The sequence below is a fragment of the Kitasatospora sp. NPDC029367 genome, assembly GCF_055569135.1.
Map to the genome: position 1 here is coordinate 1 of NZ_JBVHYH010000018.1, position 16,464 is coordinate 16,464.

Consider the following 16,464-nt stretch of genomic DNA (forward strand, 5'->3'; position numbering starts at 1 on the left):
TGGGGACTGAATGGTTGGCGAGGGAACACCACCCACCCCCGCACAACCTTTTCCGGGGCCGGGGCGGGGGCCCCGCCTCCCCCCCCCCCCCCCGGGCCCGGGGGCGGGCGGCCTGCCGGTCAACCGTACGGCCGCCCAGGCCGGGACGGTCACCGTGCCCGCCGACTGGCGGCTGGTGGTCGACGGCCCCCGGCCGTTCCGGATCGGACTCGCCGAGCTGCGCCAACTCCCGCAGCACGAGGCGGTGTTGCCGATCGCCTGTGTGGAGGGCTGGAGCGTGAGCGCCCGGTGGGGCGGGGTCCGGGTGGCGGACCTGCTGGCGCTGGCCGGGGCGCCGCCGGGCGCGGCCGTACGGATCACCTCGCTGGAGGCCGAGGGGCCGTACCGGGTGTCCGAGCTGCCCGCCCCGTACGCCGCCGACCCGCTCACCCTGCTGGCGCTGCGGGTCGACGGCGAGGAGCTCAGCGCGGACCACGGCTTCCCCGCGCGGATCATCGCGCCGAACCGGCCCGGCGTGCTGCAGACCAAGTGGGTAGCCCGGATCGAGGTGCTGGGATGACCGCGCCCGCGACCTGGCTGCGCGGAGCGGCCCTGGCGGCCGGGCTGACGCTGACCGGTTTCGGCCTGTACGGGCTGCTCGACGACGCCTATGTCACCGAGCCCGCGGGGGTGCTGTGGTGGGCCGTCGGGGCCCTGGTCCTCCATGACGGCCTGTGGCTGCCGCTGGTCTGCCTGGCGGGCGCCGCCCTGGGGGCTGCCACGGGCATCGCACTCCGCGCGCCGCGCCCGACCCTCCGCGCGGCCGGCCCGACCCGGGGCCCGGTGCTGCGCGGCTGGCTGGTGGTGGCCGTCGCGCTGACCGCCGTCGGCCTGCCCGCCGTCCTGCGGGCGGGCCGGGACTCCGGCAACCCGACGGTGCTGCCGCTGCCGTACCTGCGCAACTGGCTGCTCCTGCTGGCCGCCACCGCGGTGTGCGCGGCGCTGGTCGCGCTCGCCCGACGGCGGCGACGGCGCCGGCACCAGCGCCGGTCCGGCGGCTGAACTGCCCCCTCCGGACGGCGACATGGACGAAGGACACCTTGTGTCCTAGAGTGAACGAGGTGTCACCCCGGTTGCGGCGTACCCCTAGGCACGCCACCCGTAGCCACGCCACCCCTAGGCACGCCACCCGTAGCGGCGCGGGCCGCACCCGACCGTACGCGACACCCCCGCCTCACGTCACCGAGGAGAGCCACGGCCATGACCGACACCTTCGAGGCCGGCAAGTCCGAGCTGGTCGAACTCGCCCACCACCGGATGCAGACCGCGATACCCGACAACGACTGGACGGTGCGCCAGAAGCTCGCGCTCACCTGCCGCATCCTGTTCGACGCCGGGCACGACTCCGGCCTCGCCGGGCAGATCACCGCCCGCGCCGAACGCCCCGGCACCTACTACACCCAGCGACTGGGCCTCGGCTTCGACGAGATCACCGAGGACAACCTGCTGCTCGTCGACGAGGACCTCACCGTCCTGGAGGGCGACGGCATGGCCAACCCGGCCAACCGCTTCCACAGTTGGGTCTACCGCGCCCGCCCCGACGTCAACTGCATCATCCACACCCACCCGCTGCACGTCTCCGCGCTGTCCATGCTGGAGACCCCGCTCGTGGTCTCGCACATGGACATGTGCCCGCTGTACGACGACTGCGCGTTCCTGGAGACCTGGCCCGGCATCCCGGTCGGCAACGAGGAGGGCGAGATCATCTCGGCCGCCCTCGGCGACAAGCGCGCCCTGCTGCTCGCCCACCACGGCCAGCTGGTCGCCACCGGCACGGTCGAGGAGGCCTGCACCCTGGCCCTGCTCTTCGAGCGCGCCGCCAAGCTCCAGCTGCTGGCAAGCGCGGCCGGGAAGATCCAGGAGATCCCCGGCCTGCTCGCCCAGGAGGCCCACGACTGGATCTCCACCCCCAAGCGCGGCCAGGCGAACTTCGCCTACTACGCCCGCCGCGCCCTGCGCGCCGGCCACGGCGACGCGCTCAGCCCCCGGAAGGAGTCCTGACATGGCGACCACCCTGGAAGGGATCATCGCGTACCCGGTGACCCCGTTCTCCCGCACCGACGGCGGCCCCGACCTCGACGGGCTCACCGCGCTGATCGACCGCCTGGTCGCCTCCGGCTGCCACGCCGTCGCCCCGCTCGGTTCCACCGGCGAGAGCGCCTACCTCGACGACCCGGAGTGGTACGCCGTCGCCGAGGCCGCCGTCTCCGCCGTCGCGGGCCGCGTCCCCACCGTCGTCGGCATCGCCGACCTCACCACCCGCAGCGCCGTACGCCGCGCCCGCTTCGCCGAACAGGCCGGTGCGGACGTGGTGATGCTCCTGCCGCTCTCCTACTGGGTGCTCGACGAAGAAGCCATCACCCGGCACTACACCGCCGTCGCCGACGCCGTCGGCATCCCGATCATGATCTACAACAACCCGAGGACCGCCGGGGTCGACCTCCCGCCGGAGCTCATCCACCGGCTGGTCCGGGACGTCGACAACATCACCATGGTCAAGGAGAGCAGCGGCGACCTCCAGCGGATGCACCGCCTCACCCAACTCTCCGACGGCGCACTGCCGTTCTACAACGGCTCCAACCCGCTCGCGCTGGCGGCCTTCGCGGCCGGCGCCAGCGGCTGGTGCACGGCAGCGCCCTGTTTGATCCCCGAACTCCCGCTGGAGCTGTACCGGGCGGTGCGCACCGGGGACTTGGACGCGGCCCGCGAGGTGTACTACCGCCAGCTGCCCGTCCTGCAGTTCCTGACGCGCGGCGGGCTGCCGACCACGGTCAAGGCCGGCCTCTCCCTGCTCGGCCTGGACGTCGGCGACCCCCGCCCGCCGCTGCTGCCGCTGCCGGAGGAGCGCCGGGCGGAGCTGGCCCGGCTGCTGGCGGACGCCGCCGGCTGAATCCCCGCCCGGGGAGGCGGGGTCAGGGCAGGCTGGGGACCCGGTCCGCGGTGCCGTCCTGCTCGTCGTGGATGACCACGAGGATGTGGGCCGGCTCCGGACCGGTGCTCCGGCAGCGGTGCGGCACCGCCGAGTTGAAGTAGACGCTGTCGCCCGGGCCCAGCTCCACCGTCCGCTCGGGGAACTCCAGCTCCACCGTGCCCGCGTGGACGAAGAAGAACTCCTCCCCCGGGTGCGACTTGAACGGGGAGCCGGTGGCGTCGGTCGGCGGGTACATCACGAACGGCACCATCCGCTTGCCGCTGAGGCCGGTCGCGATGCCCTCGTAGTGCGGGGCACCGGGACCGGCCCCGCCCGCGATCGGGGTCCGCTCCCCGGCGCGGACCACCGTCACCAGCTCCGGCTCGACCTCGTCCGAGAACAGCCGGCCGACGTCGACCCCGAGGGCGCGGGCCAGCTTGAGGGCGGTGGAGATCGACGGGTCGCTGAGGCCGCGCTCGACCTTGGAGAGGTAGCTCTTGGTGACCCCGACCTGCTCGGCCAGCGCCTCCAGGCTCAGCCGGTTCTGCTGCCTCAGCACCCGCAACCTGCTGCTCATGTGCCACCCCTCACCTGCGGAACCGTCCGGCCCATCATCCCACCACGGGCCCCGGCGGCCGGCCCCCGAGGGGGACGGCTGCCGGGCCTGCGGGCCGCCCTCCCGGTGTTACGAGAGGACGCTCCAACCCTGGCCCGCCGCAGCGCCGTTCGGCGCCGCGGTGGTCACCGTCGTGCCCGCCGTCCCGCCGCCCGCGTCGAGCGCCAGACCGGTGGCGACGTTGGTGACGGTGAGCACGCCGGTCGCGGTGTTCCGGACGACCCGCCACTCCTGCCACGGGTTGCCCGGCGAGTAGTTCAGCAGGTAGGCGCTGCTCCCCGGCGAGGTACCGGCCGCCAGGAGGGTGTGGACGTGGGTGGCGGTGTCGCAGTTGTCGCTGATCCGCACGGTGCCGTCCGGGTTGCCGGTGAAGGTCCACTGCTCCGAGGTGTGGGTGGGCCACCAGGTGTTGACGTCGGCGGCCGAGCCCAGCGGCGCGCTGCACGTGCCGGCGACCTCCAGCACCGGGCCGCTGGAGCCGCCCGTGCCCAGCGCGTGGTACTTGCCGTCGTCGACGACCGTCGCCGGGCCGGTCGCGGCCTGCGGGGTGAGCCGGTACATCGCGACGCCGTGCGCGGGCACCCAGGTGCCGCCGACCGTACCGCCGCCCGCGCCGCCCCCACCGCCTGACGTCACGGCGCCTGACGTCACGGTGCCGGTCGCGCCGGTCCACAGCTCCTTGTAGGTGAACCCGCCGGTCAGCCCCAGCGCGGCGAGGTCCGTGCCGATCGTGTGCGCGGCGGCCGGGTCCTGGTTGACCAGCAGGACGGCGGTGCTCCCGTCGGCCAATTGCCGCTTGAGCACCACCGGTGCCGTGCCGCTCGTCGGCGCGGAGCCGACCAGGGTGGCGGGCTTGGCCAGCGCGTCCTGGTCGACGGCCACCACGTCCCGGTTCTCCAGGACCGCCAGGCTCGACGCGCCGATCCCCGTGGACCAGGTGTGGCCGCCGTCGGTGTGCTGGGACTGGGCGGCGGTCCGCAGGTCGGCCCCGGAGATCAGCGGGGCGGCGAGCATCGCCAGCACGGAGGTCTCGGTGCGTGACTCGTCGTCGGTGAACGGCTTGTGGCAGGTGCAGGTGTCGGTGGTGCCGTAGAGGCCGTAGACGTCGTTCCAGCCGGTGTACATCATGTCGAGGTCGTTCCAGCTGCCCGGGCGCACGTTCCCGGGGTAGCGCAGGGCCGTCTGCAACTGCCCGTTCCACAGCACGCCGTCGAGCTCGCTGTCCCGGTCCCCGCCGATCCGGCAGAGGTTGGCGACCTGGCCGCACCAGACGCCGGTCGGGGCGTAGCCGGGCGCGCTGAACGGCGCCGTGCCCGCGGCCTGGACGACCGGGTCGGTGCGGGCCGGGTCCGCCGGGTCGAGGAGGTAGGGCACTCCGGTGTGGGCGGGCTGGGCAGAGACGCTGAGGGTGACCTTCGGGCGGCCCTGGGCGGCGGAGGCGGCGTCGAGGGCCCGTTGGAAGGTCTGGACGCGGGCGTAGACGGAGCGGGTGAGCTCCTTGCCCTCGCCCTGGGTCGAGTAGTCGTGGCCGTCCGGGCCGGTGATCCGCGGCCCGTACGGGCAGTCGTCGTACTTGACGTAGTCGACTCCCCAGGAGACAAAGTCGCCCGCGTCGGTGGCCTCGTGGCCGAGGCTGCCGGGGTGCATCTGGCAGGTCTCGTAGGTGTCCGTGGCGTAGAGCCCGAACTTCATGCCCTTGCTGTGGGCGTACTGGGCCAGGTACTGGATGCCGTTGACGGTCCGGCCGTCGACGGTCTGCGAGGGGAAGTGGTCGGGGCGCGGGACCAGGTGGCCGGAGGTGGGGTCGTTGCCGCTGCCGTCCGTCCCGGCGACCGGGTTCCCGGCCGCGTCGTACAGCTGCATCGAGCCGTACGGCGTCCGGACGAAGTCGGCGCTCTGGCCGTCGCGGTGCCAGAGCGACCAGCCGTCGTCGATCGTGACGGTGTTGTAGCCGGCCGCCACCAGGCCGTTGGCGGCCATGAAGTCGATGGTCTGGACGACCTGTTCCTCGGTGACCTCGGTGCCGAGGGAGTTCCAGGAGTTCCAGCCCATCGGCGGGGTGAGGGCGTTGCCGTTGCCGAGCGCGGCGGCCGGGACGGCGGAGCCGAGGGTGACGGCTCCGAGGCCGGTCACGGCCAGGGCCGAGGCGAGCAGGGGTGCCGCGAGGCGGCGGGGGAGAAGGCGCACGTGCGCTCCTGTGGGGGTGGTGGGGGTGCGTGGGGGTGACTCTCGGTCGGGGGTGACTCTCGGGGGTGACTCTCGGGGCTGACTCTCGGGGCTGACTCTCGGTCGGATTCGGGGGACTGCCAGCCGCCCGTGCGCTTTCCGTTGACGGCATCCGACGCGGCATGTGAAATAACACATGTCACCGATCACATGGGTCAAGGCTTTTGCCGCGATTTTGAACGTTCAAATGCTCAGGCCCCGCCAAGGAGCCCGCATGCCCTCCGCGTCCCGCACCCGCTCCACCGCCCTGCCACGGCCAGGGGCGGGCCGTTCCCCGAACGACCCGCCCCCGCATGCCTGTGTGCCTGTGTGCCTACGTGTCTGTGTGCCTACGCCGCCTTCGCCGTGGCCCGGACGCCGAAGTGCACATACCGGCTCCCGTCGGCCAGGGCGTAGAACACCACCGGTATCCACGCGTCCTTCTCGTTCCGCCGCCCCGCGAAGACGGTCTTCGCCGGGCTGTCCGACACCGGCGTCAGCTGCCACACCAGCGGGTCGAAGGTCCCCGCGAGGCCGTCCGCCCCCTCGTACGTCAGGGTCAGCACACCCTCACCGCCGCCCTCGGCGATCGTCATCAGGAAGCCCTCCCGGCGGTAGCTGCCGACGAACCCCCCGAGCTCGACCACCGGCGGCCGGGCCGGCGGCTCGAAGCCGGGCATCGTCACGCCCGCGAGCTCCGCCGACAGTTCCCGGCACAGCGCCTCGAACACCTTGGGCGCCGCTCCCCCGCCGTTCGTCAGCAGCACCACCGCGACGCCCTTCTCCGGCATCGCCCGCAGGTAGGCCAACTGCCCGAAGGTGCTTCCGTCGTGGCCGAAGCCCCGGACGCCGTCCCACTCGAACAGGCCCCAGCCGAGCCCCCAGTGCGCACCGAGGAACCACTGGTCGGGCATCTCGACCTCGCGGTTGAGCATCGCCCCGACCACGGCCTCCGGCAGCACCCGCGTCCCGTCCGGCGCGACACCGCCGTCCACGAACAGCCGCGCGAACCGGGCGACATCGGCCGCCGTCGCACAGATCCCGCCGTACGGACCGGCCGACCGCGGCATCATGTTCCACAGCGGCGTGGGCACCGGCTCCTCGCCCGGGTCGCCCATGTGCCCCATCGCGGCACGGAAGCGCAGCACCTCCTCCGGCAGGGTCATGGTGTGCTCCAGCCCGAGCGGGCCGGTGATCAGTTCCTTCAACGCCTCGTCCCAGGTGCCGCCGGTCACGACCTCGACGATCCGGCCGAGGACGTTGTACGCGGTGCTGGAGTACGACACCGTCGCGCCGGGCGGGTTGGTCAGTCCGACCGTCCGGGCGCCCTCGAGGTAGCGGGCCAGGCAGTCGTCCCCGCGGCCGGTGTCGCTGACGAAGTCGCCCTCGATGCCGCTGGTGTGGTTGAGCAGTTGACGCGGAGTGATGGTGCGGGTGGCCTCGGCGTCGGCGACCGCGAACTCGGGCAGGACGTCCACGACCGGCGCGTCCAGGTCGAGCTTCCCGGCGTCCGCGAGCAGCACCACCATCGCCGCCGTGTAGCCCTTGCTGACGGAGCCGATCTGGAACACGGAGTCCGTGGTCACGGCCACGCCGGTCTCCGAGTGCAGGATGCCGGAGGCCAGTTCGTGGATCTCACCACCGGCGAGCACGGCCAGGGTGGCGCCGTGGATGCGGTGGGCGGCGAGGAGTCCGTCGAGCCGGGCCTGCCAGTGGGCGGTGTCGAAGACCGGCGTCTTCTCGGGCACTTCGCGGCTCAGCTGTTCCGACATTTGCTCTCCCTCGCGGGTCAGGACGGTTCATGGATGTCTCACGGACGGTTCACGGCGGCAGCGGCGGACTCGGCGGACTCGGCGGTCCGGCGGTCCGGCGGTCCGGCGCGACCGACCGTCAACTCGCCGGTGGCAGGCGGATGCCGGGCTTCGCCGCGGCGCGATCCGCTGTCGCCGATCATGACACTAGCGCGCTCCCGACCTTTTTCAAACATCGTTTGAAACCCGTGCGGCCGCCACCGCCCCCCGCGCCGCACGCTGTCGGACCCCTCGCCTAGGCTGACGACCAGGCAAGGGATCAAGGAGCAGAGCTGTGCGGATCGAGCGTCACCAGGTGGACGGAGCGGCGGTTTCGGCGGCCCGCGAGGGCTTCACCGACCGGATCGGACGGATGGTCCACTCGTACTCGCGCGCCGACCTGATGACCGCCACCGAATGGCGGCTGATCGCCGACGAGTTCCTCGACTATCTGGGCGCGCTCTCCGCCGACTCCCCCGCCCTCGACACCCCGGAGGCCAGGGCCGTCCTCAAGGACGCCACCGAGGCCGCCGCCGGCGCCATCGCCTTCGCCGCGTACTACGGGTACGACCGCTTCCAGGTGTTCCTCGACTACCCGAACTTCGGGATGGGTTACGACCCCGAGGACGCGGACGGGAGCGTCCGGCGCCGCCCCGTCCTCCCCCGGCACTGGCTCGACGCGCTCTGCCTCGCGATCCTCTCCGACCGGTTCACCCGGCACGGCGAGGCCTTCGCCTTCACCTGGCAGGCCATGCCCGCCGGCGGCGGCTACTCCGCCGCCCAGCTCGTCAACGGCTTCATGGCCCACCTCCTGGGCCGCACCCGCGACGAGGACGCGACCGGCGCCGAGTCGACGGACGACGGGACCGCCGCGCAGCGACTCGCCGCCATCGACGCCGCACTGGCCCGGATCGAGGACCGGGACAGCGACGCCACCCAGGCCCTCCACACCCTGCGCGCCCTCGCGGCGCAGGACCGCGCGGCCTTCGACGCCGGGCTGCTCGCCCTGCTCGACCACGCCGACGGCACCCGCCCGCGCAGCCTCCTCCCACTGCTCCCGCTCGCCCTCGCCGCGCTCGCCCACCGGGCCCACGGCTGGCTCCCCGCCGTCGACACCGACTACCTCCCGCACGCCCTGGTCACCGGCTTCGCCGGCCCCGGCCCCCGGGTCGCGGGGCTCGGCCGCGACCGGCGCGCCGACGCCGTCGCCCGGCTCGCCGCCGGTCCGGTCCGCATCGACCGGCCGAGCCCGGCCCTCCCTTTCCACCCCGACAGCGAGGCGCTGTACGAACTGCGGACCCAGGAGGCGATCAACCCCGGGCCCGAGGACCGCCACACCGTCTCCCGACTCGCCCGCGCCCTGAGCAAGCAGGTGCACCTCTTCCAGGCCCGCGCCTCGCAGTCCGCCGACGTCACCGACACCCAGCTCGCCGGCCTGCGCCTGGCCTCCCAACTGGGCGCCGCGCTCTTCCGCATCGCCCTCGCCGAGCCCGGCACCGAGGCCGAGGTGACCATCGACGGCCGGACGGTCCGGTACCCCGCCACCCGGGGCGAGGACTCCGGCCCCGGCCACTGGCACCTCGCCCTCGGCCTCGCCCTGATCACCGGCGTCCGCGAGGACCTCGCCCCGGTCGTCCTGGCCGGCCCCACCCACTCCACCACCGACCGCTCCGCGTACGCCGCCTACCGCGTCGCCCTGCACGACTATTTCCGGGGCGTCGACCCGCTCCCGGCCACCGAACGGGCCCTGCGCGAGGTCGAGCGGACGAAGGAGTGGGGCTTCCTCGCCCCGCCGGTGGTCCTGTTCTCCCAGCTCGTGGAGGGCGACGAGACCAGCTTCTCGCTGGCGCTGATCGACGCCCTCGAAGCCCACCGCGACCACCACTCGGTCGCCGACCGCGCCACCGACCCCGAGGCAGCGATCAGCCTCGACGTCCTCGCCCTCGCCTGCCACGCCCGGCGCCGGGGCTGGACCGTCCACGTCGAGTCCCCGTACCTCCCGGCCCGCCTGCTCGCCTGAGGGCTCCCGCCCACCCCCGTGGGACGGGAGCCCTCAGTACGGCCACCGGGCCGCCGTGCCCCGCGCTACGGGCCCTAGCTCCAACCCGTGTCACGGGTACGGCGGTGCCACCGGGAGTCCCCTCCGGCCTCCCCCGGTGAAGCGGCGGCGCACCCGCGTCCGACCCGGCTGTCGACCGTGCTGAACATCCCCCGACCCCCCTGTTGGTTCGGCGGGCAACCCCGCTGCGATGACGATCATAATCGCCGAACAGCGAAAACCGCACCTCCCTCATGGCACTGACTGGCGAACAGAGTCGCCGACCGACCGGTCGGTGCGTCAACTGGCCGGTCGGCCGGAGAGGTTGGAGCGCTCGGTGGCTTCGGTGACTACGCGGTCCCGTCCGCGCCGAGCCGGCGGTAGGCGGCGGCCACGGCGAGCATCCAGGCGATCTCCTCGCGCGGGGTGCGGCCGCCGGTGGTCGCGGCGAGGGCCGCCGGCGGGGTCGGGGCGGGCAGGTCGCGGGCCCGGTGGCGGACGGCGGCGCGCAGCCAGCGGGCCTCGACCCGGGCGAGGTCCTCGCAGGCGGCGGGTGTCGGGACGCACTCGGCGGCCCGGGTGTCCCCGCAGGCCGGAGCGCACTCGGCCCCCTGGGTGTCCTCCCGCAGCACCAGGGCGGCGTCCCGGATGGCGAAGGCCCGGTGGGCGAGTTCGACCGAGCGGTCCCGGACGGTCAGCACGTCCCGCAGCCGGCTGCTGGGGGTGCCCAGCACCACCTGGGGGACGGCGGCCACCACGTCCGCCCAGAGCGGGTGCAGCCGCCACAGCGCGTACTGGTCGCGCAGGTAGCCGACGACCGTCCGGGCGGGCGGGATGGTGACGCCGAGGACCAGCAGCACGAGCATCAGCGCGGGCAGCAGCTCGCTGGCCGTGTCCTGGAGCGGGATCGGCTTCCCGGCGGCGTCGAACCGGGTCGAGTCGCCCTTGGTGAGGGTGAACCAGTACCGGTAGAGCGTGTACAGCAGGCCGGTCGCACCGGCGGCCGCCAGGCAGGTGACCCCCACCCGCAGCGCCCCGCGCGGAACGGCGGCCCGGTTGGACCAGAACAGCACCATCGCCCGCGCGCTGGCCAGCGCGAAGGCGGTGTTGAAGACGCACAGGTAGGCCTTCACCCACGGGTCCCCGAAGTGGGCGTCGATGCCGAAGCCGCCGTCGGCGTCGTGCGGGAGGGCGAGGACGAACAGCAGGCTCAGCGCGACGCCCACGACCACCGCGAGCAGCAGCCGTACGCGGGCGGCCCGGGGCCGTTCCGGGCGGCGCCGCACCTCCTGGACGTACTCCAGCAGGAAGTACGCCGCGGCGACACCGGCCAGGTGCTTGAGCAGCTGGGTGACGTCCCGGATGCCGGTGAGGTCGCCCAGGCCCCGCTCGACGAAGGCCGGACGGCAGCTGAGCCCGAGGGCGATCGCCGTGAAGGCCGCCCACAGTGCCCGGTTCGCCCGGGTGGTGAAGGCCGTGGGGGCCCGCCAGAGCACGACGCCCCAGATCAGCGAGGGCATCAGCCAGGTGAACAGCGGGCGCATCAGGACTTCCTCCACCGGGGTTGGCGTATCGGGTGCATCAGGCTCTCGGCCAGCCGGTCGGAGACCGGGCTCGGGTCGGTGGTGGAGCCGACCAGGTCGGCGAGCAGCAGGGCGATCATCTCCGCCTCCTGCTCCTCGGCGGTGTGGTAGCTGGTGCGGCCCGCGCCCATCAGCTGGGCGATCAGCTCGGGCGTCAGGTCGGGCAGCAGCGCGCTGAGCCGGGAGAGTTCGAGGGTGCCGGTGTGGCCGCACAGGACGTGGCCGAGCTCGTGCAGCTTGATCAGGTCCTGGTGGGCGGGGCTGGTGCGTTCCTCGTAGTAGACGACGTCGATGCTGGGCAGCGCGATCCACAGCCCGCAGGGCAGGTCGGGGCCGAGGGCGGGCAGCGGCTCCATGACGATGCGGCGGCCCCGCTCGCGCTCCAGGGCGGCACGGAAGCCCTCGACGGTGAACGGGGCGGGCAGACTCAGGCCGGAGAGCCGCTGCTCGCAGCGTCGGCGCAGGCCGCGGGGGAAGGCCAAGGTGGGGGTGTTCCTTCGGAGCGGGGGCGGGAGCGGGTCGGGGGACGGTGGTGGGTGGTGCGGTGCTCCCGCTCATCCGGCGCCGGTCGGGCCCGCGTTCCGGCCGCTCGCACCCCGGCTGCTCGCACCCCGGCTGCTCGCGTCCTGACTGCCGGTGTCCTGGCCGCCGGTGTCCTGGCCGCTCGCGTCCTGTTCGAGCTTGCGGAGGTTGTCGGCGAGCGAGAGCAGCACCCGCAGGCTGCCGTCGGACAGCGCGGAGGCCCGCTTGACCAGGTTGACCACCCCGTCGTTGCCCAGCGCCTGCCGCAACTCGGCCATCCGCTCCAGCTGGTCGAGCTGCTCGTCGACCAAAGCGGCCTTGGCGTCGTCCAGGAAGTAGCTCGCGCCGGCGCCGATGCCGAAGCCCCGGCCCAGCCAGTCGAGGGTGTCCACCGTGGGGTTGCAGGCCTGGCCCTTCTGGTTCAGGCCGAGGTGGAGGTTGCGCACGGTGTCGCGGGAGATGACGTCCCGCCCCGCCAGGCGGTTGATCCGGTCGGCGAGTTCGCGGTAGGCGGGGGGCCGGCCGCCCGACCTGGTCGCCTCCCGCGCCATCAGCCGGTCCAGCCGACGGGCGATGGCCGAGGCCCGCTCCCCCGGTTGCTCCGGCTGCTCCGGCCCGCCCGTCCCGTCACCAGCTGCTGACTTCGCCATCTGCGCCCCCCTCCACGAACCTGTCACAATACCGTCGGTGTTCGACCGGTCGGTAGCGGAGAGCGGCCCGGCGGGCCTCCGGACGCGGGCGCGGGCGCGGGGGCAGGCTTCCGGGTCCTCCGGAGTACGGGAGGGCGGGCGCCGCTCCGGCGGCCGCTCAGCGGCCCGGGTGGGGCGGCCAGCGCCGACCCTACCGTCCGGGCCCCGACGCACGGCCGGGGCCCGGGGGCGGCGGGTCGGGTCAGCAGCCGAAGTCGATCAGCCGGAAGGTCGCGTAGTGGTCGGCGGTGTAGTAGTCCTCCCGCGAGCGCTGGCCGGTGACGATCCGGCGGGTGCCGCGGGTCGGCGCGCCCGGGGTCACCACGGTGTACTCGTGGTAGTAGCCGGAGCGCTGGGAGGGCAGCACGCCCTCCTTGTTGGTGAACACCACGCCGTCCTGGCGGTACGGGAACGGCCCGCCCTTGGCGATCAGGTCGAGGGTGGTCCGGGCCTGGGACGGCAGGGCGGACACGCACACCTTGCCGCTCACCGCGGCCTGCGCCTCGGTGGCGACGGCGACGGGCGCCAGGGTGGCCAGGGCGAGCACGGCGACGGCGGCGGCACGGGTCTTCCACGCGCGTAGAGTTCGGGTCATGCCAACAGGATGGCGAGCCCCTGAGCTCCCCGGAAGCCCCGTTCGGAGTCTTCATCTCCGGTCAACTCGCCGTACCCGTCGATGACTTGAGCCGGCCGGTCAGCCGCCCCGGTAGTCCGTGGCGGCGATCACCGCGAGCCGGCGGCGCCCTTCGTCCAGGACGGCGAAGCCGAGGTCCAGGCCGTCGCAGATGAACCAGTCCCCGCACATGGTGAAGCCGTACCAGGCGCACTCCCCCGCCCGGCGCGCCACCTCGGCCACCGGGTCCTCCGGGCCCGCGCCCACCAGCGCCGCGAGGGAACGCCAGGCCTCCAGCCGTCCGTAGCCGCCGTACGACCACCCGCGTTCGCCCCCGGGGCCGGTGGAGGCGGCGGCGAAGAGCTGGCGCCAGACCTCGGCGGCGGTGGTCGGCACGACCGCCATGTGCCCGGCGTGCGCCCCGCCGTGGGCCTCGTCCACCCCGGGCACGCCGCCCAGTGGGCCGCGACAGCCCTCGCCGGACATGCAGTCCAGCGGCAGCCCGGCCAGCGTCCCCGGGAGCTCCTCGGGCGCGACCGGCCGCTCGGCCTCGAACACCGCCGCCTCCAGCTGCCCGTTGAACTGCCGTGCCCAGCGCTCCACGGCCACGGTCAGCCCGGGCTCGTCCGCCCCGATCTCCACCGCCACCCGGCCGGCCGCCGCGATCCGGCCGCCCTCCGGCAGCCGGTACGGCGCGCCCCACGCCACCCCGCCGCGCGAGTAGTGCGCCATGAGCGGCTTGCCCTCGATCGGGTCGAGGGTCCAGGGCAGCCGGGCCAGCGGGTGCGCGGCCCAGTACGGCGAGGCCGCCGCCCAGGCCCGCGCCTCGGGCAGCTCCGCGACCGGGGCGCCGCGCAGCACCAACTCCTGCAGCAGGCAGGCCCGCAGCTCCTCCGGCACCCGCGGATGGTCGGCCGGGGCCTCGAACACCCAGGCCAGGGCCTCGAGCGGCTGGTACTCGGCCAGCACGGCGGCGGCCCGGCGGAGCGGCCGACCGGGGCGCGTGCTGACGGCGGGCTTCAACTCGAACGCGCGCTCCACGTGCACCCGCCCGGGGGTGGTGACCACGTCCCAGAGGACGTGGTCGTAGAGGGAGGCGTGCTCGGCACCCGCCCAGCCCGAGCCGAAGCGGCGGTGCAGAGCCGCCCCGACCTCCACGTGGAACGCCGTGTCGCCGCGCGCCAGGTGCGCCTCGAGCAGCAGGCACACCTCGCTGACCTCGTACGTCCCCGCCAGGCCGTCCACCAGTTGTTCGATCGTCTTCGACACGGGGGCGTAGCCTAGGGCGTCGGCACGACGGTCAGCCCCGGTTCAGCACCAGGGACTGCACCGCCGGGAGCTTGCGCCAGTCGCTGGACACGATGCTCGCGTGCGCCCGGGCCAGCTGCTCGGTGCGGGCGCGGGCCTGGTCGGCGGTCGGGTCGGTGGCGCTGATCGTCGGCGCCACGTTCTGGGCGTCCGTCATCACCAGCAGGTAGTGCGAGCGGTCGTACCAGGCGGTGTCGATGCCGTTCAGGTAGCCGGCGGCGTCGCCGTCGAAGACCACGAACCACGGGCGGATCCCGGCGTCCGCGCCGGTGTACTTGGCGCGCGGGTCGCCGCCCGCCGCGCCGTGCACGGCCGGGAACAGCTGGGCCCGGTCGATCCGGCCGGAGGCGGCCAGGTCGCGCAGGTGCCGCCCGTACTCGACGTCGGTGTGCAGGGTGTCGAACGGGTTGTGCTCCTCGACCGTCCCCGGGATCGCGTAGAGCAGCACCCGCCCGGCGAGGGCCGAGCGGCTCGGCCAGTTGCCCGCCCGGACGGCCTCGTCGACGGTGGCGTAGGAGCCGCCGCCGGGCTTGGCCAGCAGGTCGGCCGGGCGCAGCACCGCGTCGCCGAGGTGGGCGGCGATCAGCGTGTCGAGCTGGTCGGGGCCCATCCCGAGGTTGGCCGCGAAGCCGCCCTTGACCTCCAGCTTGATCACCAGCGGGCCGGCGCCCGGGTGGGCGCCGAGCCAGACCCGGACGTCGTCGAGGCAGTGCTCCAGGTTCTTGTTGGTGCCGCCGCCGTACAGCTGGGCCGGGGTGTCGGCGGCGGTGCAGTTGTTGGAGTTGCCGAGCGGGTTGGAGTGGCTGACCTTCCACTCCTGGGTGATGGTGTCGGTCCAGAGGTCGAGTTCGATCATGCCCGTGCCGGTGTCCAGGCTCTGGGCGAGGTACGGGTAGGCGGCCGGGTCGTAGGTGTTGTGCAGGCCGACGGTGGTGGCCGAGCCGAACGGCAGGTCGCCGGTGCCGGTGTCGGCGGCGGCGGGGGCCGCGGTGGGCACCAGGGCCGCGGCGGTGGCGAGCAGGCCGGCGGCCAGCAGGCCTGCCAGGGTACGGCGTACGGTCATCGGAATCGTCCCCCCGGGGATGGTCACGACGGCCGCGGGTGCGCGCCGCCGGAGGCAGCATCGCCGGATCAGGCGTGCACCTCGTGAAGAAGGCACGACAATATCGTGGCGACTTCGCCACCTCCTCCCCGGGTTCCGGCCTCGGCGGGCGCCGCCCGGGGCACGCCGAGGCCCATCGGTGACGGTTCGTCCGATCTGTCGTACCCGCGCGCTAGCGTGACCGCGAGCGGACGGCTGCGAGCGGCCGCCCGAGAGCCACGAGCAGCGGAGGCGGCACGATGTCCCTGGTCCGGGTCCACAACTTCTCGATCTCCCTCGACGGGTACGGCACCGGTGAGGGCCAGACCCTGGAGGAGCCCTTCGGGCACGCCTCCCACCGGCTGCACGAGTGGTTCTTCGCCACCCGTACCTTCCGGCAGATGACCGGCCAGGAGGGCGGCGACACCGGGGTGGACGACGCGATGGCCCGCACCTGGGGCGACGGCATCGGCGCCGAGATCATGGGCCGCAACAAGTTCGGCCCGCAGCGCGGCCCGTGGGAGGACGAGGACTGGCGGGGCTGGTGGGGGCCGAACCCGCCGTTCCACACCCCGGTCTTCGTGCTCACCCACCACCCGCGCCCGACCGTGGAGATGGAGGGCGGGACGGTCTTCCACTTCGTCGACGGCTCCCCCGGGGAGGCGCTGCGGAAGGCCCGGGAGGCGGCCGGCGGACTGGACGTCCGGATCGGCGGCGGGCCGCGCACCGTCCGGGCGTTCCTGGAGGCCGACCTCGTCGACCACCTGCACGTGGTCGTGGTGCCGATCGTGCTGGGCCGGGGCGAGTCGCTCTGGGACGGGCTGGAAGGGCTGGAGGAGCGCTTCGACATCGAGGCGGTGAGCAGCCCGAGCGGGGTGACCCACCTCACCTTCACCCGCCGCGCCCGCGCCTGAGGGGCAGGCACCGGCCCCGACGGCCCGGCCGACGGCCGACGGGCGGCCTCCCCGCACAGCCCAGTGGCGGGGAGGACACCCCGTCGCCCGGCACCGGGCGTCGGGCTGTGTGGGAGGGTTAAGGTCGAACCGGGCTGACTCGAGACGAGCGTGCT

15 protein-coding genes are annotated in these 16,464 nt (G+C 74.0%); 6 read left to right on the top strand and 9 right to left on the bottom strand.

What is annotated here, in order from left to right; all coding sequences use genetic code 11:
• Positions 1-154: 154 nt before the first annotated feature.
• The 4 genes from ACZ4W5_RS12570 (at position 155) to ACZ4W5_RS12585 (ending at position 2,929) form a co-directional block, all read left to right on the top strand.
• A complete protein-coding gene (locus ACZ4W5_RS12570) occupies positions 155-559 on the top strand; it encodes a molybdopterin-dependent oxidoreductase (RefSeq protein ID WP_465654135.1) in 405 nt (134 codons plus the stop codon).
• Positions 556-1,041 (top strand): hypothetical protein, encoded by a 486-nt coding sequence (locus tag ACZ4W5_RS12575; protein WP_465654136.1) that lies wholly within the window; start codon positions 556-558, stop codon positions 1,039-1,041. The genes ACZ4W5_RS12570 and ACZ4W5_RS12575 overlap by 4 nt, the downstream gene beginning before the upstream one ends.
• Positions 1,042-1,239: 198 nt before the next feature.
• On the top strand, positions 1,240-2,040 hold the full coding sequence (locus tag ACZ4W5_RS12580) for an aldolase (protein ID WP_465654137.1): 801 nt from the start codon (positions 1,240-1,242) through the stop codon (positions 2,038-2,040).
• A gap of 1 nt (position 2,041) precedes the next feature.
• Positions 2,042-2,929 carry a dihydrodipicolinate synthase family protein gene (locus tag ACZ4W5_RS12585; RefSeq protein ID WP_465654138.1) on the top strand — a complete coding sequence of 296 codons (888 nt, stop codon included), beginning with the start codon at positions 2,042-2,044 and terminating at the stop codon, positions 2,927-2,929.
• Between the two features lie 22 nt (positions 2,930-2,951).
• On the opposite strand, the gene ACZ4W5_RS12590 is transcribed toward ACZ4W5_RS12585, so the two are convergent.
• The 3 genes from ACZ4W5_RS12590 to ACZ4W5_RS12600 form a co-directional block, all read right to left on the bottom strand.
• Positions 2,952-3,527 (bottom strand): helix-turn-helix domain-containing protein, encoded by a 576-nt coding sequence (locus tag ACZ4W5_RS12590; protein WP_465654139.1) that lies wholly within the window; start codon positions 3,525-3,527, stop codon positions 2,952-2,954.
• 108 nt (positions 3,528-3,635) lie between these two features.
• Positions 3,636-5,753, bottom strand: coding sequence for an alpha-galactosidase (locus tag ACZ4W5_RS12595; RefSeq protein WP_465654140.1), 2,118 nt, complete (start codon positions 5,751-5,753; stop codon positions 3,636-3,638).
• Positions 5,754-6,121: 368 nt separating this feature from the next.
• Positions 6,122-7,543, bottom strand: coding sequence for a serine hydrolase domain-containing protein (locus tag ACZ4W5_RS12600; protein WP_465654141.1), 1,422 nt, complete (start codon positions 7,541-7,543; stop codon positions 6,122-6,124).
• 313 nt (positions 7,544-7,856) lie between these two features.
• Between ACZ4W5_RS12600 and ACZ4W5_RS12605 the strand changes: the two genes are divergently transcribed.
• Positions 7,857-9,581 carry an immunity 49 family protein gene (locus ACZ4W5_RS12605; protein WP_465654142.1) on the top strand — a complete coding sequence of 575 codons (1,725 nt, stop codon included), beginning with the start codon at positions 7,857-7,859 and terminating at the stop codon, positions 9,579-9,581.
• A 368-nt stretch (positions 9,582-9,949) separates the two neighbouring features.
• Here ACZ4W5_RS12605 and ACZ4W5_RS12610 read toward each other — a convergent pair whose 3' ends face one another.
• From ACZ4W5_RS12610 to ACZ4W5_RS12635, 6 genes are all read right to left on the bottom strand, one after another.
• Positions 9,950-11,143, bottom strand: a complete 1,194-nt coding sequence (locus ACZ4W5_RS12610) for an MAB_1171c family putative transporter (protein WP_465654143.1) — start codon at positions 11,141-11,143, stop codon at positions 9,950-9,952.
• Positions 11,143-11,664 (bottom strand): hypothetical protein, encoded by a 522-nt coding sequence (locus ACZ4W5_RS12615; RefSeq protein ID WP_360244778.1) that lies wholly within the window; start codon positions 11,662-11,664, stop codon positions 11,143-11,145. The genes ACZ4W5_RS12610 and ACZ4W5_RS12615 overlap by 1 nt, the downstream gene beginning before the upstream one ends.
• Positions 11,665-11,736: 72 nt before the next feature.
• Positions 11,737-12,354, bottom strand: coding sequence for a hypothetical protein (locus ACZ4W5_RS12620; RefSeq protein WP_465654144.1), 618 nt, complete (start codon positions 12,352-12,354; stop codon positions 11,737-11,739).
• A 241-nt stretch (positions 12,355-12,595) separates the two neighbouring features.
• The gene (locus tag ACZ4W5_RS12625) at positions 12,596-12,988 is read right to left on the bottom strand and encodes a ribonuclease domain-containing protein (RefSeq protein WP_465654145.1); all 393 of its coding nucleotides are present in this window, start codon (positions 12,986-12,988) and stop codon (positions 12,596-12,598) included.
• A 99-nt stretch (positions 12,989-13,087) separates the two neighbouring features.
• Entirely contained in the window at positions 13,088-14,275 is a 1,188-nt protein-coding gene (locus ACZ4W5_RS12630; RefSeq protein ID WP_465654146.1) for a DUF6183 family protein, read from the bottom strand.
• 31 nt (positions 14,276-14,306) lie between these two features.
• The gene (locus ACZ4W5_RS12635; protein ID WP_465654147.1) at positions 14,307-15,377 is read right to left on the bottom strand and encodes a phosphatidylinositol-specific phospholipase C domain-containing protein; all 1,071 of its coding nucleotides are present in this window, start codon (positions 15,375-15,377) and stop codon (positions 14,307-14,309) included.
• A gap of 278 nt (positions 15,378-15,655) precedes the next feature.
• Between ACZ4W5_RS12635 and ACZ4W5_RS12640 the strand changes: the two genes are divergently transcribed.
• Positions 15,656-16,309 (top strand): dihydrofolate reductase family protein, encoded by a 654-nt coding sequence (locus ACZ4W5_RS12640; protein WP_465654148.1) that lies wholly within the window; start codon positions 15,656-15,658, stop codon positions 16,307-16,309.
• Positions 16,310-16,464 lie beyond the last annotated feature (155 nt).